Consider the following 24,385-nt stretch of genomic DNA (forward strand, 5'->3'; position numbering starts at 1 on the left):
ACTACTGGTTATTCGATCTTTTCGTGCTTTTCCAAATGTTTTATACTTTCATAAAGATTTAATAGCCTGTCCAATTCTTGACTAATTGCTACGGACTCAAAATTAGTAAATCCTTTTTCCAATGCAACCTCTGTCATTTTATTACGTAAAAATTCAATGCGTTTAAGAAGATGGTCTGTTTTATTCATTATGATTGTAGTGATACCTCCTCCTTTAATTTATTATACTGTAGCATAGTATTACAGAATATGACAAGTTTTTCTTGATATATAACACCTCTCTATGATAGAGGTGGTTTTTAACTCGATTCCTTCCCGTTACTATGCTACTATTATATTAGATGTTTTTTAGGAAAGGATGTCTTCTGTGACAGAATCAAAAAAGAAAAGTGAATGGTTGGAATGGGTAAAAGCAATCATTATTGCAATTTTAATTGCATTCTTTCTAAGAACGTTTATATTTGCAACTTCGATTGTTGAAGGTGAAAGCATGGATCCTACCCTTCAAAATGGAGAAAGAGTGATATTTAATAAAATTATTTACATCCTCGATGAACCAGAACGTGGAGACATTGTTATTATTGAAAGACCATCAAAAAATTACGTTAAACGTATTATCGGGCTGCCTGGAGAGACAATTGAAATTAATGGGAGCAGTTTGTATATTAATGGTAATAAATATGAACAAACATTTCTAGATGAGGACGCCCAGCGTCAAACAGGTAATTATGGTCCTACCAAAATACCAGAAGACAGTTATTTTGTAATGGGTGATAATCGAGCAATTAGTAAAGATAGCAGAAACGGGCTCGGCTTGATCGATGAAAATGATATTATCGGACGTTCTGAATTTATCATATTTCCATTTGATCAATGGTCGTTAACAAGATAATGGAAAAACAACGAAAATAACAAAAGGGACTGGATGTTTCCAACTACTCAAAAGGTATTTTCATCTACTTTTGGTGTTGTAATCACTCTAGTCCCTTTTTGCCGTATAGGAAGTTTTATTTTTCACCATCGTAAATACAGTATCCAATATTTAGTACTAAAATTCCTAAACAAACAATACCTAAAGCCATTTCCATACGAGCACCTCCCCAACGAAAGATATATGTACTTCAAAACTCTGCTTATTATAAGTTTACTTCCAGTATATCATACCAATTTCCTTACCCTAATAAAAGACAAATTATGATAAAATGATTGATGGATATTACATATTTGATTGCAGGTGATTATTATGCTTCATTGTCCATATTGTGGTACATCGATAAAAGAGGATGAAAATTACTGTATAAAATGCGGAAAGCTTCTGCCAGAAGACAGATATAATCGAATAACAAATAAAAAATGGATAAATAGAAATTGGAAGTTTCCGCTTTTTATTACTGCCGGTATCATACTTTCTTCTATTATATTATACGTAACATTAGAAATAAATTCTGCCAAAGCAAAAGAACTATACAATGAAGGAGAAGAAAAGGTTCTAGATCAAGAATACAAAGAAGCAAAAGAGTTGTTCCAACAAGCCATAAACCACAAAGCGAATTTTCAACAGGCACACTTCTCTTTAGAGTTCATGGATATTGCCATTGAAATTCGGTCATCATTAGAACAAGCAACCAAACTAAGTGAAGAAGGAAACTACCAAGAAGCTCTATCGGTTATTAATCAATCGGAAAGCAAGCTTAATGATTTTAACGGTAGCGCTGTAAACAACCTGATCGAAACAATTACACAACAACGTAACGCAATCAAATTACAACAGGTCCAACAGTCATTAGCCAAAAACCCTAACATCGATAAATTAAAAGTTCTATTATGGGATGTTGCTTCCATTGATTCAGAGAAAGCTGAACCTATTACAAAAAATATTCGTAATCAAATTATTGACTATACATCCACAAAAGCGAATGAACAGTTGAATAATAAACAATTTACGGATGCGCAGTTAATTGTTGAAGATGGGTTAAAATACGCACCCGATTCGGAGAAATTGCTCAGCTTACAGACTACAATCGATAAAGAAAAAGTAGCCTTCGAAACTGCCCAACAGAAGAGGATTGAACAAGCGATGACTTCAGCCACAAAGGAAAAACAAGTGAATGAAACAGATGCCATAGAGATGTTATCTATTGATATTACGGACGATGAACAAGGAAACCTTGTAGTAAAAGGTGAAGTTCAAAGTGTAGCAACTATTCCCATCAATTCCATTATGATTGAGTATGCACTTTTAACCGAAAATGGAAATGAATTAACAACGAATGAAGTGTATGTTTATCCAGATGAATTATACCCAGAGGAAAAAGGAAAATTTGAATTTACCCATTTCGATATTGAGCACAAAGGAAAAAATGTTCAACCTAAAGTTAAGAAAATAACCTGGTATACCGACTAATCGCAGACATGAATGGGGTGAGCACATGCGTATAAGAAAATCACCAGTTTTAATACTTTCTTCACTACTTTTAATCATTGGAATAGCTGTACTCATATATATTTATCAACAATGGGATGCTGAAGATATGTCCATTAGCAACCCTCTTATTAACAAAGTAACATCGAGTAGTGAAGAGCTTGATTTAAAATCGATCATACACGAAGCTGAAAAGAACGTGATACAAATCGAAGGGCAAAATAGTGAAAGTACTGTTACGGGTTCTGGTTTTTTATACAATTCCAAAGGAGATATTATTACCAATGCCCATGTAATTAAAGATGCTGACATTCTTTATGTCCGAACTGCCGATGCACAAATATATCCCGCTGCGGTTGTCGGTATTGGAGAAGAAACGGATATAGCTGTGATTCGTGTTCCACAACTGGCCGGACAATCTATGGAAATAGAAAAAGAGGTAACTTCAGAGATTGGAGATGAAGTCATCGCATTAGGCAGCCCACACGGCTTTCAAAATACAGTGACATTAGGAATTATCTCTGGTTCGGAACGAAACTTTAATGTAGATGGTTTTAATTATTCGAATGTATATCAAATCTCCGCTCAAATTTCACATGGTAATAGCGGAGGCCCACTAATTGATCGAGAAACAGGTCACGTAGTCGGGATAAATTCTGTTGGAACAAAAGATGGAACTATTGGATTTAGTATCCCTATTACAGAGGTAATTGATCAAATTGAAAAATGGTCTAATGAGGCACAAACGGATAAATTAGATTTTGCTAGTACATCCGATATTATAAACACAAAAGAACCGGAACAGCTAAAAGAAGATGCCGAATACCTTATTAATTACTTTCTAGAAAGTATTGAAATTAGAGATTATATTAATGCTTACACTTTATTAGATAGTGACATGCAATCCAAAACTTCATATCAAGATTTCAGAGATGGGTATATTGATGTGATTAATTTAAGTTTTGATAAGCTAGAGAGCTCCATATCTGATGATGGTATTATAAAAATTCAAGTCCCAGTAACCATTGAAACAAGGTCAAAAAGTGAAGAGGAATTCACCGAATCACAGCAAAAATTCATATTTACTACGAAATATGAAAATGACCAATTAAAGATCTCTAATATATCGACGGAAGAATTGAGTGAATGAAATATAAATAATCAACAGAAAAAAATTAGGCAAAACGTCCAAACCATTTCTCCGCGTCTGCATATAGTATAACTGTAAGATCAGGAGGTGAAATAATGGGATACGGATACGGCGGAGGCTGCGGATATCCTAGCAACGGCGGCGGATATGGTAGTAACTTTGCATTAATCGTAGTGCTTTTTATTTTATTGATCATTGTAGGTGCTGCATTTTATTGCTAATAAAAACAATAACAGCTTGTGCCATCTTGTCGGCACAAGCTGTTGTTTACTTTATAAAATACCCTGTCAGTTCTTCCGGGGGTAATGGTGCACTGATATAAAAACCTTGAAATGCATCACATTCTTCTTTTTGTAAAAACGTAAACTGTTCTTTCGTCTCCACTCCCTCAGCAATTACCTTCATATCTAAAGAATGCGACAGCTTTATGATCGAACGAACGATCATCTGATTCCCTTTATATTCATTCCTCATAAACATTTTATCAATTTTAAGTTTAGTGATCGGGTATAAACATAATGATTTTAAAGACGAATAGCCTGTACCAAAATCATCAATTGAGATTGAAACCCCTAAGTTTCTTAACTCCTCGATAATTTGTAAGCTAACTTCCTCATTTTGCATAGCCATTGTTTCTGTTATTTCCAGTTCTAAGTAGCATGGATTTAAATTGTTTTCCGTTAAAATACGTCTCACCTTCGTTACGAAATTACGTTGATAAAATTGAATTGGAGACAGATTAACGCTCATAACGATAGGATTAAATCCCTTATCTTGCCAATGCTTATTTTGTCGACAAGCCTCATAGATTACCCAATCTCCAATATCAATGATAAGTCCGCTTCTTTCTGCAATTGCTATAAACTCTAATGGTAAGATCATACCTCTTTTTGGATGTTTCCAGCGAAGCAATGCCTCCATCCCAATGACTTGATTGTTCATAAATGCTGTTTGTGGCTGATAATATAGTTGTAACTGATTTGTTTGCATTGCTCTCTTTAATTGATGCTCCAATGTAAGGATTGATTTAAAGTGAAGATGGAATGCAGGTTGAAAAAACGTATATTCTGAAAAATAAGTGCTTCTACTTATATACATTGCAGAATCAGCATGTTTGAGTAGGTCATTTTCCTGCTCCCCATGTTCAGGAAAAACGCTAATACCAATATGAACGTTTACATTTACTTCTTGATTATCTATATAAGCGGGCGTCTTCAAATGATTTATTAATTTTTCTACATAAACCTCCATCTCTCGTCTATTGTTCAATCCGGAATGAAGAAGAACGAAATCTTTTTCATTGATGTACGCTATAAATGTATGCTCCTGTACGTATGCTGTTAATCGATCTGCACAAGTTCTAGTAAATTTCTGATCAAAAGCGTAGCCTAATGTATGATACCGCTCTTTATCATAGTTCATATTGATCGAAAGAATGGCTATTCCTTTTTCTTGCTCTTTTGCATGCGCAATCGTATGTTTTAAAACCTGGAATAAATAATTCCGATTTGGTAAGTCTGTCTGTGCATCAAAATAGGATAAGTACTCTACTCGTTTTTTATTTAATTCTTGATTTGTTATATCTTTAATTAAACATATCCGAATAATTCTTCCTTGATATTCGCAAGGATGTCCGTATGCTTCCACATAAAAAGGAGCCCCTCCCTTCTTTAATCCGGTTAATAGAAAAGGTTTCTCAGGATGTTTATGCACGTGGTCATACAGTAGATGAACGCTATCTTTATGAAAGATAGATCGGATATTCATTCCTAATAATTCTTGTGGTGCATAATGGAACATGGAGGCAAATGGGGAATCATAGTCAATAATTGTTCCATTATTCACTTCATACAGAATAATTCCTTCTAAGTCATGGTTAATTCCATTACTAAACGAATATTTAAGCTCCTGAAGTGCGCCGTTTATCGTTAAATTATTTAATAAAAAACAAAAATAATTATACTTGGCTTCGATTACTTTCACTTCAATGAGCGTATTCGCATTTCGTTGTAGTTCAACCAGTTGATGAAACTCTTTTGATATTTCTTGCATACTAATAGCCAAATATTGCTTAATATTACCAGGCTCAGCGCATTCAATTTCAAGGGTTGAATAAGCAGCAGCATTTCCAGCTATGAATGTTCCACTCTTGTCTGTTATGAGGATAGGTTCTTTTAGATTCTCTAGAATACGATGAGGAATTGGCAAAAGTTGATTTTGCTCCTTCATAAACATTCTCTCCTAACTAACTATCCTATTATTAATTTCTCCTTCGGATAATGGTAGTTACCACTCTTCTTATTATTCTTAAATATAAATAAGAAGGTTATTATACCTACTCGACCAATAAACATTAATAGCATTAAAATAACTTTACTAAAACTTGTTAATTCACTTGTAATGCCTAATGATAACCCTACTGTACCAAACGCTGAAGTAACCTCAAACAAGATCTGAGTTAACGAGAAAGGTTCTGCAATCGAAATAAGTATGATCGATGTAAACACCATGATTAACGCCATCAGTGTTACAGTTACAGCCTTTAGTAAATCTTCGTCATATACTTCACGATTAAACAGCCGAATGCTCTTTCCACCTCTTGCATACGTAATAATAAAGATAACAACCAGTAAAAAAGTCGTCGTACGAATCCCGCCTCCTGCACTACTAGGAGAAGCGCCAATAAACATTAATAATGACATAAACAAATGATTCTCTTCTGTTAACTGGCTAACATCCATGGTTGATAATCCCCCGCTACGCGTTGTAACAGACTGAAATAGGGAATAAAAAAATGCTTCATGCCAAGATTTATCTGCAAAAAAATGGGTCACGTCCAATAAATACATGAAGAGCGCACCAATGATGATTAAAAATAAAAATGTACTTGTCGTCACTTTTGTGAAAAGACTAAATCGTACATGTTTACGATTATCTGATTTAGCAAATATATACTCTTTCACTTCGATTAGCACCGGAAATCCAATTGCTCCAAAAATAATTAGCAGCATATTTATAAATTGCACAAAATAGTCATCCTTGAATGGAATTAATGAGCTGCCAGTAATATCAAAACCACCATTGGATACGGCACTAATCGTACCAAAAAAGCCGTGCAGATAAGCTTCTTTCGCTGTATCAAAGTATTGTAAAAAGTAAGTTCCCAATATCATAAATCCTAAAAATTCGATTGTAAGCAACACATAAACGATCTGCTTAATAAGCCGTACCATTCCTTCAAATGTGGTTTGATTTTGGTCAGTCATGATTAATCTTCGTTCTTTAAGACCAATTTTTTTACCTAGTAACAGCCAAATAAACGTACCAATTGCCATTACCCCTACTGCACCAAGTTGTAAAATAGCAGCTAGTAAAATAATTCCAGTTGTGCTTAATGTATCTGCTATTGAAATAGAACTTAAACCTGTAACGCTTAAAGCACTAACTGCAGTAAATAAAATATCAATAAATGGCATTTCTACCCCTTCCTGATAAACAAAAGGGAGCGACATGATGATGGTAGAAAGTAGAACTGCAAAAAAATAAAATAGCAGTAAGATTTGTACAGGTGATAACCGATTGGCCCAGCGAATAATAGACTTTTGGTATTGCATATTAATTACTCCTTGCTAGCTGTGATGATTACAATTTTGATATACGGAAATTAAATTTAGCACAACTTCTTTTATGTAATTTCTTTAAATTTCTTTAATAATTCTTTTCCTTGATAACCTTCTTCAATTAATGTCGTCAACATAGATTCAATATTTGCTTTGCGTCTATCTACAATGTTTCCAACAAACAAAACATTCAGATTTGACCCAATATCATTAATACTTATCATGGAAGTGATGAATGTTGCAATATCATTACTTTCTTTTGTGATTTTTACTTGTACTAAAATTTCGGATTTTAGTTGACGAAGCTCTTGAAAATAACTTGCATAAGAATGATCGATATAAGCTTCAATTGTCCATTGATTTTTATCATCTTCTCGATTAATGATCAACCCATCTAGTAGTGGAATTCGATTTGGTATAATTTCCCCATCTTGTTCTTCCATAACATTCAAAGCTTTTAATTTAAAAGTTTTCACAGCAGAACCTCCCTTCACACTTCAAAAATAGTACCTTACATGTACGAAATTATATATGATTCGTTCTTACTGTTTTTATATCGTAAGTGTATCAAAAATCATGGATAATTGATACATCTTATATCCCTCATAATAAAAGCTCAGTAAATTGACATTTAAAAATAGAAAAGCTTATCATTAATATACCATGCATATTATAACTATAGAGGGGACGGAGAATGATGACCTACAAAGCGATTGAGACAATCTTAAACCATCGATCGATTCGAAAGTTTAAAAATCAAAAATTAACGGTTGAACAAGTAGAGACAATTATAGAAGCAGCACAATACGCATCGACATCTAGTTATGTGATGGCCTATACAATTATTGGTATAACAGATGAGAAGTTGAAAGAAGAATTAGCTGCCGTATCTGGGCAGCCCTATGTTAAAGATAACGGTCATTTATTTGTTTTTTGTGGTGATCTACATCGATCAGAACAATTAGGTACTTCGGAGCAACAAAACGCCATGCAAGAAAGTCTAGAAACATCGGAACAATTTATCGTAGCGACCGTAGATGCAGCGTTAGCAGCACAAAATGCTGCTACTGCAGCTGAAGATCTCGGATTAGGTATTTGTTTTCTTGGTAGTTTGCGTAATGATATTAATCGAGTAAATGAGCTGCTTCAGCTTCCAGATAAAGTTATTCCGTTATTCGGCCTTGCCGTTGGGTACCCTGATCATCAGCCAGAACAAAAGCCACGCTTACCTCTTGAAGTTGTTTATCACCAGAATTTCTATCAGCCATTTGAAAAACAACTTCCACTTATTCAAGAATTTGATGAGAACCTAAAATCTTATTATGCGAAACGAACAAGCAATAAACGTGTAGATACGTGGACTGCACAAATCACTCGTAAGTTTTCCAATCCCATTCGTTTGGATGTAACACCTTTCCTAAAAATGAAAAACATGAATAAGAAGTAATATAAGCCAGCATTCTTCTAATGTAGAAGGTTGCTGGCTATTTAAATTCAAGCTCCTCAACATGCTGGATTCGTATTTCCTCATCATCTACTTTAAACCTTGCTTCTAAATACAAGGAAGCACACGGTCTATTTTGAATGTCAAATTCATTGCTATATGGTGGGTGGTATATATTTCCTTTGTTTAGTTCCTTCGATACAGGACTTCCTGTATATTTGTGCTGCTGCTGATCCAGGGATATAGATACCAAGGGTGCTCGATGCTCAATTATTACGGGATTATCTCCAACATATTGAATGGAACTATAAACCTTAACACCGGCATCTGCATTTTCAATGCTTATATGTAAAATGAAGTCTCCCTCCTGCTTTGTAACTGTTTTATTTTCCACCAACTTTGCATTTGCATTTCCAAAACCTCCGTAAATAAGAGCAATAAATACAGCACCGATAACGATTATTATTAAGATAAATTTCTTTTTCACTGCTATCCTCCTCATATGCTCTATATATGTAAGACGATAGAAACGTTAGGAATGTTTCAACTTTTTTCAAAATTTTTCATTGCTGGTTATAAAAGGAAAAATAACCATCGTATAATTCATTTGGTTGTACCTCATTCTAATTAATGATGATATACCAAAAAGGAGGATCTGTATGACTGTATCTAGCCAAGTAAAACAAACCATTGCAGGTCTAAAAAGCGCTCAAGCTAGCTTTGAACAGTTTGCGCTCCAAACAGAAAACAAACAGGCAAAGCAGCTTTATGAGAATGCTGCACAACAAACAATGGCTGTCTTACAAAGTGTCGAGCCACGCGTTCAACAATTAGAACAAGAGGAACCTCAATATAAAGGATTTTAAAATTTTTTAGGTAGGCAAGTTGTTGAGGCTGGGGTACCAGCCTCTCTTTTTACTAAACAAAAGTAGGTGAAAAAATGCAATTAGGTAAATGGTTATTGATTAGTGCATTCCTTTTTACACTAATTGGCTGTGGAACTGATTCTGCATTAGATCCACCGAGCAAACAAAGAAATGAAGACATAGATTTATCAGAGATTTCTACTGACCAGTCCATAAGTCAAGAACCATCTAATCGAGCAAAGGATATATTAAGTCATTATGACCAAATCACTACAATAAAAGCAGTTAATTCAGATAAAGAAATACTTATTGCAATCGAGATTAAGCATATGGAGCGCTTTAAACTTGCAAAAATCAGAGAACAGTTAACGAAAGAGATGAAAGAGGAATTTGACAATCTCAAGGTTGAGCTATCGACAGATAAGAAAATTGTTATGGAGTTGGATAAGCTTGAAAAAAACTTAAAAAAGCAAGTCTATCCTAAAAAAGATTTGCAGAAAAAACTGAATAAACTCGTTGAATTTTCAAAAGAACAAACTTAAATGAAAAGAGGGAGCATTCATGGCAGATAAAAAGAAGAAAAATGCACCGCCTGATGCCCAAGAGTATCAAGCATTTCAACAACAACGAGAGGTACAACGTCCAATTGTAAAAAATTGTATAAAGGCATTTTTTGTAGGTGGTTTTATTTGTTTCATTGGACAAATCATTTCAACCTTTTACATCTATTTCTTTCATTTCACTGAGCAAACCGTAGGCAATCCAACAGTAGCAACGTTAATATTTATCACGATGTTATTCACTGGCTTTGGTTTTTATGATCGAATCGGACAGTTTGCTGGTGCAGGATCTGCGGTTCCAGTAACTGGCTTTGGAAACGCCGTTATTTCTGCTGCCATTGAACATCGAACAGAAGGATTTATTTTAGGTGTAGGTACGAATATGTTTAAATTAGCTGGTCCAGTTATCGTTTATGGTGTATTTTCGGCCTTCGTCGTTGCTCTAATTAAAACAATCCTCATCCAATGGGGTGGATTATAATGTTAACCGGACATCAAACTTGGGTTTTTAATAATAAGCCAGTTATTATCTCTACAGGTACGGTTGGGGGGCCATTTGAAGCGAACGGCAATATACCTAATGATTTTGATTTATTACACGATGACATGTGGCTAAAACAGGATTCCTTTGAAAAAGCACAACAAACATTAATGGAAGAGGCTTGTCAAACAGCTGTTAAAAAAAGCTCAATTGAGAAGGAACAAGTTCAATTTTTTATTAGTGGAGATTTAATTAATCAAATAACACCAACAAGTTTTGCAGCAAAAACAATTGGCATACCTTATTTTGGTTTATTTAATGCTTGTGCTACTTCAATGGAGAGCCTTGCCCTTTCAGCTATGATTATAAATGCTAAAGGTGCTAATTATATTTTAAGTGGTACTTCTAGTCATAATGCAGCAGCTGAAAAACAGTTCCGTTATCCTACTGAATATGGGGGACAGAAGCCTCCTACTGCACAATGGACCGTTACTGGAGCTGGATGTGCTTTAGTAGCCCAAGACGGGCAAGGGCCTAAGATTACATCTGCTACCATTGGTAAAATCATTGACATGGGGATAACTGACCCTTTTAATATGGGTGGTGCGATGGCTCCTGCAGCTGTTCATACAATTGAAACACATTTCAAAGAACGTAATATTGATCCCTCCTATTATGACTTGATAATAACAGGAGACTTGGGCCACATCGGAAGAGAGATATCCTTGGATTTATTAAAGAAAAGAGGCTTGTCCATTCAGGAAAACCAATACGTTGACTGTGGACTTACTATCTATAGGGAAGGTCAACCAGTATTGGCCGGAGCAAGCGGTCCGGCATGTTCAGCAGTGGTAACCTATGGACATTTTCTTAATCGAATGAAGAAAGGTGACCTTCATCGCATATTAGTAGTAGCAACAGGTGCACTCCACTCTCCGTTAAGTATTCAACAGAATGATCCCATTCCGTGTATCGCACATGCAGTTTCAATAGAGTCAGGAAGTGATGTATGATGATATTTTTCTGGGCGTTTGTAGTTGGCGGAGCAATATGTGTTATTGGTCAACTATTACTTGATGTATTGAAATTAAATCCTGGACAAACACTAACCATATTAGTTGTTTCTGGAGCTATCTTGGATGGCTTTGGATTGTATGAACCATTAATTGATTTTGCTGGAGCTGGAGCAACTGTTCCCATAACAAGTTTCGGGAATTCATTGGTCCATGGTGCAATGGCTGAAGCAGAAACACATGGATTAGTAGGTGTTGTAACAGGGATGTTTGAAGTAACCAGTGCAGGTATATCTGCTGCGATTATCTTTGGTGTTATTGGTGCACTCATATTCAAACCAAAAGGTTAGGAGGATGAAATATGACCGTTGGATCGCAAGTTAAAGGATGTTTCTCATCGATAAAAAGCATCGAGGCAACCTTACAAACATTAGCTGCAAAAACTGCCGATCAAGAACAGCAAACTGCGTTTAAACAAGTCGAGCAAATCATATCTGAAGTAAAAAATGATCTACAGCATCAAGTAATACAATTAACAAAAGAGGAACCCCAATATAAATAAACTTGAAGTCAGAAAGGAAAGATAACCATGCCGGAATGGATAGTAGTAGTCCTGCGCTCATTTTCCTTGTTAATTATCTTGTTCTTCATGACAAAATGGCTAGGAAAAAAGCAAATTTCTCAATTAAATGTATTTGAATATATATCCGGAATCGTTTTGGGTGGTATCGTCGCTATTCATACCATTGATCCTAATGCAAACATTGTTTACGCCTTTCTCTCTATGTTTATATGGTTTATTGTTCCATTATGTGTGGAGTATGTCTCTTTAAAAAGCAAGCGGTTTCGCGATTTTACAGAGGGGAAAAGTACTGTTTTGATTCAGGATGGCAAAATCATGGAAGACAATCTTAAGAAAGAGGGATACTCTACGGATGATCTATTAGAAAAATTAAGAGACAATAATGTTTTTTTAGCTTCCGATGTTGAATTTGCCGTTCTGGAGCCATCAGGTTCACTGAGTGTACTTCCGAAGAAAGAAAATCAACCATTAACGGCAAAAGATCTTGGTTTAAACGTAGCTCCAGAAAAAGAACCACAAACTGTCATCATGGACGGAGAAATGCTATTAGAGCCATTGGCTAACTTATCATTAAATGTCAATTGGTTGGAAACGGAACTTGATAAACAAAATGTTAGTATTGAAAATGTATTTCTTGCACAAGCAGATAATCAGGGTCAATTATATTTGGATCTTTATGATGATAAACTCGCAGTGCCGTCTCCTTCAGAAATACCTCTTTTACTAGCAACGATGAATAAATGTCAGGCTGACCTTGAATTATTTGCCTTAGCGACAGAAAATCAACATTCAAAACAACTTTATGAGAGAAACAGTAAAAAACTCCAGCAAGCAATTGACTTGATTCGTCCTTATCTCTCCTGATAAAACAACCCAAACCATAACTTGGATTGGGTTGTTTTAATTATTAGTCTTTTTTCGGTCTCTAGTTTCGTGTAGAATAAAATAGTTATTATTATTTTAAACAGAAAGGAAGGCATACAATGAAAAATAAAGTAAAAGCCTATCGGTTTCCAATTATTTTACTAATCTCCATTGTCATTGGATCGATAGTTGGTCTTCTGCTGGGTAAAGATGCAGCGGTAATAAAACCATTGGGTGACCTTTTTATTAATTTATTATTTATGATTGTCGTTCCACTTGTTTTCTTTACGATTTCATCTGCAATTGCAAGTATGGATAGTATGAAACGGTTAGGTAAAATTATGGGTTCCATGCTTACTGTTTTTATTGTCACAGGTATTATTGCATCCGTATTTATGTTAATTGCTACTGTCATCTTCCAGCCAGGTAGCGGAGTCGATATCCCTTTATCACAGCCAGAATCAACACAAGAAGAAGCAAGCTTTTCTGAACAGCTCGTTGAAACGTTTACCGTTCCTGATTTTGTTGATATATTCTCTCGCGAAAACATGTTAGCACTTATTATTTTCTCTGTCCTGATTGGTGTAGCGACTGGATTAACGGGTGAAAAGGGGCGCCCTTTTGCTACGTTCTTATCAAGTGGCGCTGAAGTGTTCATGAAAATAATCCAACTGGTAATGTATTATGCGCCAATAGGGTTAGGTGCCTACTTTGCAGCTTTAGTAGGAGAATTTGGAGCAGATTTTATCGGTGATTACGCTAAAGCAGTCCTTGTATACTACCCTGTTTCCATCTTGTATTTTGCTATTGGATTCACACTTTACGCATTTATCGCTGGTGGTAAAAAAGGAATTGTCCGATTCTGGAAAAACATTTTATCCCCTGCAGCAACATCACTAGGGACAGGAAGCAGCATCGCTTCCTTACCAGTTAATTTACAAGCAGCTAAACGTATCGGTGTTCCAAAAGACATTCGAGAAACAATTCTCCCACTCGGAGCAACAATACATATGGATGGATCATGTCTTTCTGCTATGTTAAAAATCGCGTTTGTATTTGGTGTGTTTAATAAAGATTTTACAGGAATAGATACGTTTCTTACTGCAATTGGAATTTGCTTACTATCCGGAATCGTCATGAGTGGTATTCCTGGTGGTGGATTTATGGGCGAAATGATGATAATTACCCTCTATGGCTTACCAATGGAAGCATTGCCGATTATTTCTGCAATCGGTGTCGTAGTTGACCCACCAGCTACCATGGTTAATGTAACTGGTGATACGGTTTCTAGTATGCTAGTCACAAGGCAAATGGAAGGAAAAGATTGGATGGAAAAGGCGGAAGAGCCTGAAGCGATGACGTAACTAAAACTGGTTGACGATTACCGTCAACCAGTTTCCTAGTTAAGTTCAATTGCAACTTTGCCAAATTGACGATTCACTTGCAAATAATCAAAGGCTTCTTGAATATGTTGCAATGTGAAAGTAGTATCTACTACTGGATGCACCTTAAATTGGCGAATATGATCAAGCATTGCTACAAATTCCTGTCTACTACCCATTGTAGAACCTAGTAACTGATACTGACCATAGAAAAATTCTCGTAAATTGATATTCACGATATCATCTGTAGTTGCCCCAAAAATAACCATTCTACCACCTTTTTTTAATAGTTTTAATGAACGGTTAAATGTTGCTTGTCCAACACTATCAATGACTAGATCTACCGTTTCATCCGCCAAGCTTTCGTTCCAATCTGCATCATTATGCAATCCGATATCTGCGCCTAGGGTTCTCGCCTGCTCCAATTTTTCGTGACTTCTTGACGATACAATAACTTTTGCACCAATATTTTTCGCAAACGCCACTAGGAAAGTAGATACACCACTCCCTGCTCCTGGAATAAATACCGTTTCTCCTGCTTTTATTTGTCCTTTCGTGAATAAGGCACGGAACGCTGTTAATCCTGATAGTGCAAGTACCCCAGCTTCATCCCAACTCAAATGTTCCGGCTTTTTCTCTACTTGCCGCTTATCAATGGAAATTTTTTCAGCAAATGTACCATGATCAGGCATTCCTAAAATGTCAAAACGCTCAGGTGGTGCATCACGATTATCTTCCCAACGCAAGGCTGGATTAATGATAACTTCCTCACCTACCTGAACATTGTCTACATTCTCCCCTACACTTTCAATTATCCCTGCACCATCTGACCCTAATATTAAATCCTCTGTCGCACCCTTACGACGTCCAGGAATTGCTAAATCACGACGATTTAACCCTGCCATTTTCAATGAAACGACAACTTCATTCTCGTTTGGAGTAGGCTCATTCATATCTTTAACTTCCAATATACCGTTCCCATGTACAAATGCTTTCATTTATTTCTCCCTTCCCTTCTATGCTATTACATACTTTGGAATGCACCAAATTTCTCTAATTGCTTCATATCTATAATATCATGCGGATATAATGGAATAAAAATTTTTTGTTGTTTTGAAAATGTATGATGAATTAAATCAACATACTTTTCCTCATAAATGCTTCGCTGTAATAGAAACTCTCCATCTATCTGTTCTGGTAACACTTTATTAATAATTAATGTTTGTACATATAAATGATACTTCTCAAGTAATTGGATTGCTTTTTCCGTTTCTGCGATGGATAATCGTTCAGGATTTAGGACAAAAATATATCCTGTGATGCTTTGATCTAATAACAATGCTCTTGCTTTTGCGAATCGATCTTGCCTTTCTTTTAACACATCAAAAATAGGATCCTCCACAGGATTTCCATCATTTAATAACTGACTATAGTCTTGGTTGGTCTTTTGGCGACGCTTTATTAACCCTTCCATCCATACTCCCATCAATTCTGGGAGCGTTAGAAGACGAACCGTATGTCCGGTTGGAGCAGTGTCAATAACTAATTGATCAAAATGTACATTTTCATGTATAATAATGGAAATTAGTTTATCAAATAATGCAGCTTCATCTGCTCCCGGAGATGCTTTGGCAGTATCTAGCTGCCGGTTCACCTCTTCAACCATTCCTGTATGAACAAAATTTTTTATGTTTTCCTTTACTCCGTCAATATATGTCGTTGTTTCCAGATCAGGATCAATCTCAATTGCATATAATTGTAGATTGACATGTTTAATATTGCCGCCTATCTTTTGATCGAATATATCTCCTATATTATGTGCGGGGTCAGTAGAAACAAGTAATGTTTTTCTACCAGCTTTTGCGGCATTCCATGCAATGGCCGCTGCGGTAGTAGATTTACCTACTCCCCCTTTCCCGCCAACAAATAGGATTTTCTTTGTTAGATCGTTCATACAAATCTCCTTTCATGTCATATTAACAGCATCGAATACCTGATAAGGGTGATTTTTCCATTCCCATACGTAAATGCCAATCGTGGAATTTCTCTAACATAAATGGATACAGTTCTAATGTATAATAAAAAACTGGGTTAGGAATACCGACCATTTCTGAGTATAATAATAATAAAAACACATCGTCCTCATTTCTTAATTCACGTGCAATTTCCTGACGATGCGGTATTTCCAACATCTCTTCATACAACTGAAGGATCTTCTTCATCTGATCAAGCATGTATATTCTCCTCCTTGAAAAAAGAAAAGGGATCGTAGTGATCCCTTTTAAATTTCGAGCGAATTCTCCTCCTTTTTAGTTAAAACAGAGAAAGCAGTAATAATAATCCATAAAGCGAAGATCAAAATAATTGCGCCAAAGATAAATAACAACGTATTTGGTGCACTTCCCATCCATGACCATTCAAATAAAACTTGTTGAATCATTGCGTACAGCGTCATGAACATAACAAATACCATTGGAATAATTACCACTGCATAATTCCTACCTAATCGTTTTAACCAAACCGCAATCAGCATTAAACTGATAACCGCTAGCAATTGATTGGCTGTTCCGAATAATGGCCATAACTGATATCCACCTGAGCCAAAGCCTTTTGGTCCTTCAGGGAGTAATACTAAAGCTGCACTCGATACGACGGCTATGGTTGTAGCGACATGTGTCTTCGTTAAGGCAGGAAGACGATATTCAATACCTAACTCCGCGATAATATAACGCATCAATCTAACAGACGTATCTAACGTGGTTGCTGCAAAACTAACTACAATAATAGATACGATCGTAACTGCTATATCTGGTGGGATGGCTAATCCGCCAGCTAGACCTGCAGCTCCTTCTACAAATGTTCCAAGGCCAACCGCATTCGCATCAGAAAAACTAGCATAAGTTGCCATAAACTCATCCGTACTAGTAAAGAACGTAGCAACCGCAATAATGGATACTAATGCAAGAACCCCTTCCCCAACCGCACCAGCATATCCTACAAACCTAGCATCCGTTTCTTTATTTAGTTGTTTAGATGACGTTCCTGAGGATACAAGGCCATGAAAACCGGAAATAGCTCCACAAGCAATAGTGATAAATAATAATGGTAACCAAGGAGTATCCGGATTTTCATTTGTTATCGGTGCTGTCATTTCAGGGTTAGTGAATAACAGGCCTAAATACAGGATTCCCAGACCAACTACAAGCTGATGCGAATTAATAAAATCCCTTGGCTGTAACAATTTCCAAACCGGCAATGTAGATGCAATATACACATAGACCATTAAAATGACGATCCAAATTAAAAATGCAGTCGATACTGCTCCTAGTCCAAATAATCCACTTCCACCTTCTCCACCCATATACTGCACAAGATCGATTTGTAAGAAATCGACTTTGCTAGCTACTACTGCAGTTAAGTACATGATAGCTAATGCTAATATAGAAGGTAGAAGCATTTTCTTATTTCGTTTGTAAACTGCATATCCTATCCAAATAGCAAGTGGTATTTGAATGAACACTGGTAACACACTGGCTGGATAAGAAATAAACAAATTGGAAATGACCCATGCAAATACTGCATTTACCATGAGCACAAGAATTAAAATAATAAATAAAAACAAAATCTTTGCTCGTTGACCGACTAATCGGTGCGCTAATGTACCAACTGACTGACCTTTGTTTCGAACAGATAAAACAAGCGTACCGAAATCATGAACTCCTGCAGCAAATACGGTTCCCAAAATCACCCATAAAAATGCTGGCAACCACCCCCAATAAACCGCAATAGCTGGTCCAAGAATCGGTGCAGCCCCTGCAACTGAAGTAAAATGATGCCCCCATAACACGAATTTATTTGTAGGAACAAAATCAATTCCATCCTTATAACGGTGCGCTGGTGTAACGTAATTAGGGTCTAATCGAAAAATTTTTTCTGCTACAAAACGAGAATAATAACGATAACCTAAAGCGAAAACCAACATCCCTATGAAGGCAACCAAAATTCCGGGCATAGTATCCCTCCCCCAAATAGAATTAAACCAGTCCAAAATATGGACGTCCTTGTTTAACGCTATGTGTAAACGCTTCATTTTAGTACTTTTTTAGTATTAAATCACAAATTCAGAACCATGAAAAAGGGATTATCTCTATGAAAAATGGAGGTAATCCCTATTTCATGCTTTATTCAGAAAGGAAACAGCGCTTTACACTCATTAAAAGGAACACTCAAAACGGATACGACTGAACTTTATAAAATAAATACCGCGACAATGGTAGCCACTATTAACCCAACCATCACTGGTATAAAATTCTTACGAACAAGTTCCATCACGGACACGCCACAAAAACCTGCAATTGCAATTAAAGAGGACCATGCCACCAATGTTCCCCCTCCAGTCCAGATAGAACCCATTTGGCCTATAGCAGCAAGCGTTGTAACATCAATGGAACTGTTTTGTAAGGAAGCAGCTAATGCCCCTGTTAAAGGCAACCCCGAAAAACCAGAACCATCTAATCCAGTAATAATACCTATAATTAAAATACTTAGTGCTGCTAATAAGGCACTTTGCGGTAATATCGATTGTGTTGATTGAACAAGGTCAAATAAAAATGCTGGCGGATTTTCCTTAACTCCTATAATGTCAGCAGAAAAATCGGAACTTCCTAAAAAGAAAAATCCTGCAATAGGAATTACTGGGCCCATTGCTTTAAAAGCAAATACAAAACCATCCGTAATGTGTGTAGTAATGTAATCTAGTGCATGTTGTTTACGAAAAGCGATCGTTGATAACAAAAGAAGGATAACGGCTACCCCACCTACAAAAGCAGCACCATCTCCACCTTCCAAACCAGTCATTCTGCCAGATAGCAATTTTTCATATACCATGTAGATTACGACACTTGCTAACGCTAAAGGAACTAATATTGCAAAAAGTCTACTCCAAAACTGTAGCCTGTAATCTCGTTGGGAGGAATCCTGTGTTAATTGCATGTTTTCAAGTTCTTGTTGATTGCGAGGGTCCCCTTTTTTTCGAATCATTTTACGATACATTACATAAGCAATGCCTAAAGCAATAAAACCCGTTATAAGGGAAAGGATTAAAGACTTATCTGCAACTTGTGCCGTATCCACACCGGCCGAAGTAGCAGAGAGATTAGGAGCTACCTGAACGATATAATCAGAGGATAGAGCCATGCCTTGGCCCGCAATAGCTATAGCGACTGCCGCAGTTATCGCAGGGAGACCGGATTGGATAGCCGCAGGAACAAGTAAAGCACAAATTAATGGAACCGCTGGTGTTGGCCAAAAAAACAAAGAAATTAAGTAAGTAATCCCAACAAGGACAAAAAAAGATACATGCCCATTAATCATCATTTTTTGGATCGGTTGGATCATACGTTTATCTGCTCCTAAATCCCTTAACGAATGTAATAGTGCCAACATGAAAGTAATAATTAAAAAGATACTAAACAATTCTTGGGCTGCCACTAGATTCGCTTTGAAAATAGCTGTAAAACCATCTATAATACTTCCTTTATAAACCCAGGCGATAATGAACGTACCGAGTAACGTTGGTAATACAATACCTTTTCGCAGAATCATAGTGATAATAATAGCAAGCGTAAATAGACCATATAATATATGGGAAATCGAAAGCTCCACATCTATCGCTTCCTCTCTGTTGAATGTGCTATAGCCTATGCAAAGCGTACATGTTTAGTTCTTATCATAATGGGAATACATAATATTGAAGACAAAAAGGAGGTTTTTTAATATGAAACCATTTATTAAAGAATATACAAATGATGAAAAATTAAAGGCCGATATTCAAGTACTAAAAGACAAAGGAATTCATAAAGATGATGTATATATTCTATCTCATGATGATGATCGTACCAATCGTTTAGCTGGGAGCGCAGATGCAAATACGATCGGCATCAAAGAAATGGATATTGGCCATGCTGTCGGTAATTTCTTTAGCAAAAAAGGGGACGAGCTTCGAACAAAATTAACTGAAATAGGTTTCTCACAGGCTGAAGCCGAAAATTATGAAGAGGATATGGATGAAGGTAAGGTTCTATTAATGGTTACAAATAATGAAAATGTAGATAGCTATCTACAAAAATAGACAACCCCATTGGTTGTCTATTTTTTCTTGCTCATTATTATGTGAGCAGGTCGTTTATACTAAGTTGTCAATCGAAGCAGCGTTCTAGGTTGCTTATGAAATAAAAAGAAAACAAGTATAGCACTTAAAACAAAACTAGGTAGAATATACGAACCATTATATAAGAAGGAGTATATCCATACATTCATCCCTTGGACAGCTGATTCAAAAAAGACAACACCTGCAATAAAATGAGCGATAAAGCGCAAAGCAGATCCTATAAATACACCTAGCGAGATATACAAAAGATACTGTTTGCTATTTCCTTCTTGTACAGTTTGTTTTATTTTTCCTGAAAATACACCTGCAAACCCTAATACTGTAAAGGCAATGGCATAATCAATAAATCCTTGTAACGGATGCAGTATATACCCTGTTCCTACAGCAACCTGAAGCACTCCCCATAAAAACCCTGCTAGCAAGCCGCCTTTTAATCCCCAGCGAAAAGCAACGATAAAAATAGGAATCATCGCAAATGAGATAGACCCACCCTGAGCCCAAATTTTAAATGATAAAAATGGTATTAGGTCTAACAACAATGCAAAAGCTGCAAAAATTGCTACCTCTACTAAAAATAATGTACGTTTCATTTCTTTTCTCCCCTTTTTAAAGCGGTTATTTTCTTGTTGGCCAATGTCAACAAGGTATAAATAACAACAAAAAAAGCAATGCCAAGGGGAAGACTTCCTGATGGGGATTCCGCTCACATTGCTTTTATTCCATCAAAAAAGCCACCATCCCTACGCTAGTACTAACTAACAGGTTCGAAGGGTAAGAACAATGTATATGTTCACTCTCAGCCGATCGGCTCCCCCTGCAGGCTTTTACATTTTGCTTTTTCTGTTATTGTTTCTAAGAGTATTGTACCTGACTTATCCATCGATTACAACTAAAATTAAATCGAGAGATATTCGTATACATCATTAATACAAAGTTGAATCGCATCTTCCCAAAAAGCGGTAGTAGTTAGATCAACTTGTAAATGTTTATAAGCGAGATCTTCGACTTCCATCCTGCCTGTATCACGTAAAAGTTTGATATATTCATCCTCAAAATCATCACTTTTCTGTGCTATTGCATAAATTCCAAGGCTGAATAAATATCCAAATGTGTAAGGGAAATTATAAAACGGGACACCTGTCATATGGAAGTGCAGTTTAGAAGCCCAGAAGTTCTCATCATATTCTTCTAGTACATCACAGTAGGCTTCCTTTTGAGCGTCCACCATCAGTTTATTCAACCTGTTAACAGAAACCATACCTTGCTTTCTCTCTTCATAGAAACGCTTTTCGAACAAAAATCGCGCATGAATATTCATAAAAAACGCAATACTGCGCTGGATTTTATCTTCTAACAAGCCCTTTTTCTCATCCGTTGACTGCGCATATGTCACCGAAGCATCTGCAACAATCATTTCAGCAAATGTTGATGCTGTTTCGGCAACATTCATTGCGTAACGTTGGTTTAGTCCATTCACATCGTTCATCACATGTTGATGATACGCATGTCCAAGCTCATGGGCGAGTGTTGCAATATTCGAAGACGTACCAGAATAAGTCATGAATATTCTTGTCTGACCGCTCTCTGGAAAACTGGTGCAAAACCCACCTGGCCGCTTATCAGGCCGGTCTTCCGCTTCAATCCAACGGTTATCAAAAGTCATGCGGGCAAAGGCGGCCATCTTCGGGCTGAAACGATGGAAATGTTTAATAATAAAGTCTGCTCCCTCTTGATAACTAAATGTTTTTACTTCTCTATTAATTGGAGCATTAATATCATAGATGCTTAATTTTTTTAAATCTAAACGTTCTGCCTTTTTATTTAAATATGTAACAAAATGGTGCTTATTGTTATTAATAGCGGTCCACATCGCATCAAGTGTTTTTTTCTTCATACGATTTAGTTCAAGTGGTTCCCTAAGTACATCATCCCAGTTTCGATGTGTGTATTTCTGTAACCGGAAACCAGCTAAATGATTGAGCGTCTGACTAAATAAATGTTCATTAGTCTTCCACGCCCTATTCAATTGATTAAATACATGCTTTCGAAAGTCACGATTTGGATTAGCTAATTTATTGGAAGCCTGTCCAATAGAGTAAGATTTCGTAGTCTCCTCTTCCTTAAGCCGAACTTCCATCTTACCAACAATAGCTTGATACATTTGATCCCAAGCATGATAGCCATCAACTGCTAGATCATTTATTAATGCTTCCTGTTCTATCGGGAGTAATCCCTTTGCTTGTTCTCTAAATTCATTTAGTACAAATTCCAAGTCATTTAAATCATCCTGGTTGCGTGCGTTCTGCCATGTATCTTCAGGAATCTGAACTAACTTTTGATTAAAACTGGTTTGAATTGCTTCAAATTTAGCTTTTAATTCACTTCGTTTACTAACTAATAAACTTGCCTGCTCATCTTTTACATTTTGAGCACTTAAACAGCTTATAAATGCGGATGCTTCTCTAAACTTTTTATTCACCTTTTCTAAATTATTAACCAATATCCTTAATCTTTTGGTATCCACGCTTTCCTTATCGGGATTATACTGGCTTACAATATCTGCTAAGTCCGTCAATTCACTTTCCAATTCTTGTAAATATGTAGAAAAATCCGCTGAATGACTTCCTCCAGGAAAAATGATGTCAAGGTCCCACCTCAGATTATTCGTTTGTTGCATGTTATCGCTCCTTATGAAATAAATTCAAGCTTCTTCTTTAGTATACCAAAATAATGAATATTTTCATTAGATAAATAATTCTCACATCATAATCAAGGAATATGTACCAGTGGGATGGAGTCCCACTGCATGGTTAACTTTTTAATCCCTTTTTACTTGAAGCTGCAAGACCATGAGCATGAAGTATTTGTTTTTGCTTCGCGCCATTTCTAGTAACATAATTGTTTTTAAACCAGGCAATTACCGCTGTACCTATTGTAAATACAACAGACATCAATTCTTCTAACAATTCGCTGTTGATTGGCAGCGGTGATTTACCAAAGATGACTAATATTTGGTTTGTCAATGCAATTAATAATGCAATGGTTCGAAATACAGTCCCCTTATCCATCCGTTTCTCCCCTTTTAAAAATCATGTTATGTATTAATATTATTTTCAAATTGTACTAGTAATGGAACGGCCATACCCCACTTTTGTCTGTTTGATCAACTAAACTACAGGGTATGGACAACTAAAACGAATTATAATAATTACTTGACAACACAAATTTATTATTTTATACTTAGTTACATAAAGTAACTTATTAATTTTTATTTGGAGGGATTTATATGACTAAAACCATTTGGAATGTAGACACCATTCATAGTGAAATAGGCTTTTCTGTGAAGCATATGATGATTTCTAAAGCGAAGGGTTCATTTAACGATTTTAATGCAGTTATCGAAGCTAATTTAGATGATTTAACAGATTCAAAAGTTGAAGTCACTATTGATGTTAATAGCATTGATACACGTAATAAAGATCGCGACGACCACTTACTTTCTGCAGACTTTTTCGATGCTGAGAATCATCCCAACATCACATTTGCAGCTTCTTCCATTACAAAAAAGTCTAGTACAAATTACGATATCACTGGTGATCTAACGATACGTGGTACAACAAAACCGGTTACACTTGACGCTGTAATTGAAGGGCAAAGTAAAGATCCTATGAGCGGTAATATGGTTGCTGGATTCAGCGGCGAAACTACTATTAACCGTAAAGACTTTGGTTTAACTTGGAACGCAGCTGTAGAAACTGGTGGCGTATTAGTGGGAGAAGAAGTAAAGATTCATTTTGAAATCGAAGCACATAAACAAGCTTAAATAAAAATA

The 24,385-nt window shown here is 36.2% G+C and carries 28 protein-coding genes and 1 riboswitch; of the genes, 15 read left to right on the top strand and 13 right to left on the bottom strand.

Features of this window, described 5'->3' with window-relative positions:
* Positions 1-8: 8 nt before the first annotated feature.
* Entirely contained in the window at positions 9-188 is a 180-nt protein-coding gene (locus M948_RS37850) for an aspartyl-phosphate phosphatase Spo0E family protein (RefSeq protein ID WP_021291750.1), read from the bottom strand.
* A 178-nt stretch (positions 189-366) separates the two neighbouring features.
* Here M948_RS37850 and lepB point away from each other — a divergent pair, with 178 nt between their 5' ends.
* From lepB to M948_RS42945, 4 genes are all read left to right on the top strand, one after another.
* Positions 367-891 carry a signal peptidase I gene (lepB, locus tag M948_RS37855; protein ID WP_021291751.1) on the top strand — a complete coding sequence of 175 codons (525 nt, stop codon included), beginning with the start codon at positions 367-369 and terminating at the stop codon, positions 889-891.
* A 351-nt stretch (positions 892-1,242) separates the two neighbouring features.
* Positions 1,243-2,403 carry a zinc-ribbon domain-containing protein gene (locus M948_RS37860; protein ID WP_021291752.1) on the top strand — a complete coding sequence of 387 codons (1,161 nt, stop codon included), beginning with the start codon at positions 1,243-1,245 and terminating at the stop codon, positions 2,401-2,403.
* Between the two features lie 25 nt (positions 2,404-2,428).
* The gene (locus M948_RS37865; RefSeq protein ID WP_021291753.1) at positions 2,429-3,571 is read left to right on the top strand and encodes a S1C family serine protease; all 1,143 of its coding nucleotides are present in this window, start codon (positions 2,429-2,431) and stop codon (positions 3,569-3,571) included.
* 95 nt (positions 3,572-3,666) lie between these two features.
* Complete coding sequence (locus M948_RS42945; RefSeq protein ID WP_021291754.1) at positions 3,667-3,792, top strand: YjcZ family sporulation protein; 126 nt, start codon at positions 3,667-3,669, stop codon at positions 3,790-3,792.
* 46 nt (positions 3,793-3,838) lie between these two features.
* Here M948_RS42945 and M948_RS0122080 read toward each other — a convergent pair whose 3' ends face one another.
* From M948_RS0122080 to M948_RS37875, 3 genes are all read right to left on the bottom strand, one after another.
* Positions 3,839-5,800, bottom strand: coding sequence for an EAL domain-containing protein (locus M948_RS0122080; protein WP_021291755.1), 1,962 nt, complete (start codon positions 5,798-5,800; stop codon positions 3,839-3,841).
* 20 nt (positions 5,801-5,820) lie between these two features.
* Complete coding sequence (locus M948_RS37870; protein ID WP_021291756.1) at positions 5,821-7,185, bottom strand: TrkH family potassium uptake protein; 1,365 nt, start codon at positions 7,183-7,185, stop codon at positions 5,821-5,823.
* A 71-nt stretch (positions 7,186-7,256) separates the two neighbouring features.
* On the bottom strand, positions 7,257-7,667 hold the full coding sequence (locus M948_RS37875) for a YwpF family protein (RefSeq protein WP_021291757.1): 411 nt from the start codon (positions 7,665-7,667) through the stop codon (positions 7,257-7,259).
* A gap of 218 nt (positions 7,668-7,885) precedes the next feature.
* Here M948_RS37875 and nfsA point away from each other — a divergent pair, with 218 nt between their 5' ends.
* Positions 7,886-8,638 (top strand): oxygen-insensitive NADPH nitroreductase, encoded by a 753-nt coding sequence (gene nfsA, locus M948_RS37880; protein ID WP_021291758.1) that lies wholly within the window; start codon positions 7,886-7,888, stop codon positions 8,636-8,638.
* Between the two features lie 37 nt (positions 8,639-8,675).
* Here nfsA and M948_RS37885 read toward each other — a convergent pair whose 3' ends face one another.
* Positions 8,676-9,122 carry a hypothetical protein gene (locus tag M948_RS37885; RefSeq protein ID WP_021291759.1) on the bottom strand — a complete coding sequence of 149 codons (447 nt, stop codon included), beginning with the start codon at positions 9,120-9,122 and terminating at the stop codon, positions 8,676-8,678.
* Positions 9,123-9,294: 172 nt separating this feature from the next.
* On the opposite strand from M948_RS37885, the gene M948_RS37890 reads away from it, so the two are divergent.
* From M948_RS37890 to M948_RS37920, 8 genes are all read left to right on the top strand, one after another.
* A complete protein-coding gene (locus M948_RS37890; RefSeq protein ID WP_021291760.1) occupies positions 9,295-9,501 on the top strand; it encodes a DUF1657 domain-containing protein in 207 nt (68 codons plus the stop codon).
* Positions 9,502-9,575: 74 nt separating this feature from the next.
* A complete protein-coding gene (locus M948_RS0122085; RefSeq protein ID WP_021291761.1) occupies positions 9,576-10,043 on the top strand; it encodes a hypothetical protein in 468 nt (155 codons plus the stop codon).
* 19 nt (positions 10,044-10,062) lie between these two features.
* The gene (spoVAC, locus tag M948_RS37895) at positions 10,063-10,542 is read left to right on the top strand and encodes a stage V sporulation protein AC (RefSeq protein WP_021291762.1); all 480 of its coding nucleotides are present in this window, start codon (positions 10,063-10,065) and stop codon (positions 10,540-10,542) included.
* Positions 10,542-11,555: a stage V sporulation protein AD gene (gene spoVAD / locus M948_RS37900; protein WP_021291763.1), complete on the top strand. Its 1,014-nt coding sequence runs from the start codon at positions 10,542-10,544 to the stop codon at positions 11,553-11,555. The genes spoVAC and spoVAD overlap by 1 nt, the downstream gene beginning before the upstream one ends.
* A complete protein-coding gene (gene spoVAE, locus M948_RS37905; RefSeq protein WP_031335622.1) occupies positions 11,555-11,905 on the top strand; it encodes a stage V sporulation protein AE in 351 nt (116 codons plus the stop codon). Before spoVAD ends, spoVAE begins: the two co-directional genes overlap by 1 nt.
* An 11-nt stretch (positions 11,906-11,916) precedes the next feature.
* Entirely contained in the window at positions 11,917-12,117 is a 201-nt protein-coding gene (locus M948_RS37910) for a DUF1657 domain-containing protein (RefSeq protein WP_021291765.1), read from the top strand.
* A 27-nt stretch (positions 12,118-12,144) separates the two neighbouring features.
* On the top strand, positions 12,145-13,002 hold the full coding sequence (locus tag M948_RS37915) for a DUF421 domain-containing protein (protein WP_021291766.1): 858 nt from the start codon (positions 12,145-12,147) through the stop codon (positions 13,000-13,002).
* A 119-nt stretch (positions 13,003-13,121) separates the two neighbouring features.
* Positions 13,122-14,366, top strand: coding sequence for a dicarboxylate/amino acid:cation symporter (locus M948_RS37920; RefSeq protein WP_021291767.1), 1,245 nt, complete (start codon positions 13,122-13,124; stop codon positions 14,364-14,366).
* Positions 14,367-14,401: 35 nt separating this feature from the next.
* On the opposite strand, the gene M948_RS37925 is transcribed toward M948_RS37920, so the two are convergent.
* From M948_RS37925 to M948_RS37945, 5 genes are all read right to left on the bottom strand, one after another.
* The gene (locus M948_RS37925) at positions 14,402-15,382 is read right to left on the bottom strand and encodes a zinc-binding dehydrogenase (protein WP_021291768.1); all 981 of its coding nucleotides are present in this window, start codon (positions 15,380-15,382) and stop codon (positions 14,402-14,404) included.
* Between the two features lie 26 nt (positions 15,383-15,408).
* On the bottom strand, positions 15,409-16,338 hold the full coding sequence (locus M948_RS37930) for an ArsA family ATPase (RefSeq protein WP_021291769.1): 930 nt from the start codon (positions 16,336-16,338) through the stop codon (positions 15,409-15,411).
* Positions 16,339-16,360: 22 nt separating this feature from the next.
* Positions 16,361-16,618 (bottom strand): cory-CC-star protein, encoded by a 258-nt coding sequence (locus tag M948_RS37935; protein WP_021291770.1) that lies wholly within the window; start codon positions 16,616-16,618, stop codon positions 16,361-16,363.
* A gap of 47 nt (positions 16,619-16,665) precedes the next feature.
* Complete coding sequence (locus M948_RS37940) at positions 16,666-18,396, bottom strand: carbon starvation CstA family protein (protein WP_021291771.1); 1,731 nt, start codon at positions 18,394-18,396, stop codon at positions 16,666-16,668.
* A gap of 236 nt (positions 18,397-18,632) precedes the next feature.
* Complete coding sequence (locus M948_RS37945; RefSeq protein WP_021291772.1) at positions 18,633-20,048, bottom strand: membrane protein; 1,416 nt, start codon at positions 20,046-20,048, stop codon at positions 18,633-18,635.
* Between the two features lie 112 nt (positions 20,049-20,160).
* On the opposite strand from M948_RS37945, the gene M948_RS37950 reads away from it, so the two are divergent.
* Entirely contained in the window at positions 20,161-20,514 is a 354-nt protein-coding gene (locus M948_RS37950) for a general stress protein (protein ID WP_021291773.1), read from the top strand.
* A 59-nt stretch (positions 20,515-20,573) separates the two neighbouring features.
* Here the strand turns inward: M948_RS37950 and thiT are convergent, their stop codons facing one another.
* From thiT to M948_RS37965, 3 genes are all read right to left on the bottom strand, one after another.
* On the bottom strand, positions 20,574-21,143 hold the full coding sequence (thiT, locus tag M948_RS37955) for an energy-coupled thiamine transporter ThiT (RefSeq protein WP_021291774.1): 570 nt from the start codon (positions 21,141-21,143) through the stop codon (positions 20,574-20,576).
* Between the two features lie 130 nt (positions 21,144-21,273).
* Positions 21,274-21,378, bottom strand: a riboswitch (TPP riboswitch).
* Between the two features lie 70 nt (positions 21,379-21,448).
* Positions 21,449-23,230, bottom strand: a complete 1,782-nt coding sequence (locus M948_RS37960; protein WP_021291775.1) for a M3 family oligoendopeptidase — start codon at positions 23,228-23,230, stop codon at positions 21,449-21,451.
* Positions 23,231-23,363: 133 nt separating this feature from the next.
* Positions 23,364-23,621, bottom strand: coding sequence for a phage holin (locus M948_RS37965; protein ID WP_021291776.1), 258 nt, complete (start codon positions 23,619-23,621; stop codon positions 23,364-23,366).
* 218 nt (positions 23,622-23,839) lie between these two features.
* Between M948_RS37965 and M948_RS37970 the strand changes: the two genes are divergently transcribed.
* Positions 23,840-24,376 (top strand): YceI family protein, encoded by a 537-nt coding sequence (locus tag M948_RS37970; protein ID WP_021291777.1) that lies wholly within the window; start codon positions 23,840-23,842, stop codon positions 24,374-24,376.
* Positions 24,377-24,385: the final 9 nt, after the last annotated feature.

This window comes from Virgibacillus sp. CM-4 (assembly GCF_000445495.1).
Lineage (GTDB): Bacteria > Bacillota > Bacilli > Bacillales > Amphibacillaceae > Virgibacillus > Virgibacillus salexigens.

Excerpts from the sequence above, each read along its gene's own strand:
- M948_RS37850 (WP_021291750.1), bottom strand. The coding sequence starts at position 188 with ATGAATAAAACAGACCATCTTCTTAAACGCATTGAATTTTTACGTAAT.
- M948_RS37960 (WP_021291775.1), bottom strand. The coding sequence starts at position 23,230 with ATGCAACAAACGAATAATCTGAGGTGGGACCTTGACATCATTTTTCCT.
- M948_RS37860 (WP_021291752.1), top strand. The coding sequence starts at position 1,243 with ATGCTTCATTGTCCATATTGTGGTACATCGATAAAAGAGGATGAAAAT.
- thiT (WP_021291774.1), bottom strand. The coding sequence starts at position 21,143 with ATGAAACGTACATTATTTTTAGTAGAGGTAGCAATTTTTGCAGCTTTT.
- M948_RS37940 (WP_021291771.1), bottom strand. The coding sequence starts at position 18,396 with ATGCCCGGAATTTTGGTTGCCTTCATAGGGATGTTGGTTTTCGCTTTA.
- M948_RS37865 (WP_021291753.1), top strand. The coding sequence starts at position 2,429 with ATGCGTATAAGAAAATCACCAGTTTTAATACTTTCTTCACTACTTTTA.
- M948_RS37970 (WP_021291777.1), top strand. The coding sequence starts at position 23,840 with ATGACTAAAACCATTTGGAATGTAGACACCATTCATAGTGAAATAGGC.
- M948_RS37935 (WP_021291770.1), bottom strand. The coding sequence starts at position 16,618 with ATGCTTGATCAGATGAAGAAGATCCTTCAGTTGTATGAAGAGATGTTG.
- spoVAD (WP_021291763.1), top strand. The coding sequence starts at position 10,542 with ATGTTAACCGGACATCAAACTTGGGTTTTTAATAATAAGCCAGTTATT.
- M948_RS37870 (WP_021291756.1), bottom strand. The coding sequence starts at position 7,185 with ATGCAATACCAAAAGTCTATTATTCGCTGGGCCAATCGGTTATCACCT.
- M948_RS37915 (WP_021291766.1), top strand. The coding sequence starts at position 12,145 with ATGCCGGAATGGATAGTAGTAGTCCTGCGCTCATTTTCCTTGTTAATT.
- nfsA (WP_021291758.1), top strand. The coding sequence starts at position 7,886 with ATGATGACCTACAAAGCGATTGAGACAATCTTAAACCATCGATCGATT.
- M948_RS0122080 (WP_021291755.1), bottom strand. The coding sequence starts at position 5,800 with ATGAAGGAGCAAAATCAACTTTTGCCAATTCCTCATCGTATTCTAGAG.
- M948_RS37930 (WP_021291769.1), bottom strand. The coding sequence starts at position 16,338 with ATGAACGATCTAACAAAGAAAATCCTATTTGTTGGCGGGAAAGGGGGA.
- spoVAC (WP_021291762.1), top strand. The coding sequence starts at position 10,063 with ATGGCAGATAAAAAGAAGAAAAATGCACCGCCTGATGCCCAAGAGTAT.
- M948_RS37925 (WP_021291768.1), bottom strand. The coding sequence starts at position 15,382 with ATGAAAGCATTTGTACATGGGAACGGTATATTGGAAGTTAAAGATATG.
- M948_RS0122085 (WP_021291761.1), top strand. The coding sequence starts at position 9,576 with ATGCAATTAGGTAAATGGTTATTGATTAGTGCATTCCTTTTTACACTA.
- M948_RS37910 (WP_021291765.1), top strand. The coding sequence starts at position 11,917 with ATGACCGTTGGATCGCAAGTTAAAGGATGTTTCTCATCGATAAAAAGC.
- M948_RS37950 (WP_021291773.1), top strand. The coding sequence starts at position 20,161 with ATGAAACCATTTATTAAAGAATATACAAATGATGAAAAATTAAAGGCC.
- M948_RS37965 (WP_021291776.1), bottom strand. The coding sequence starts at position 23,621 with ATGGATAAGGGGACTGTATTTCGAACCATTGCATTATTAATTGCATTG.
- M948_RS42945 (WP_021291754.1), top strand. The coding sequence starts at position 3,667 with ATGGGATACGGATACGGCGGAGGCTGCGGATATCCTAGCAACGGCGGC.
- M948_RS37920 (WP_021291767.1), top strand. The coding sequence starts at position 13,122 with ATGAAAAATAAAGTAAAAGCCTATCGGTTTCCAATTATTTTACTAATC.
- spoVAE (WP_031335622.1), top strand. The coding sequence starts at position 11,555 with ATGATATTTTTCTGGGCGTTTGTAGTTGGCGGAGCAATATGTGTTATT.
- M948_RS37890 (WP_021291760.1), top strand. The coding sequence starts at position 9,295 with ATGACTGTATCTAGCCAAGTAAAACAAACCATTGCAGGTCTAAAAAGC.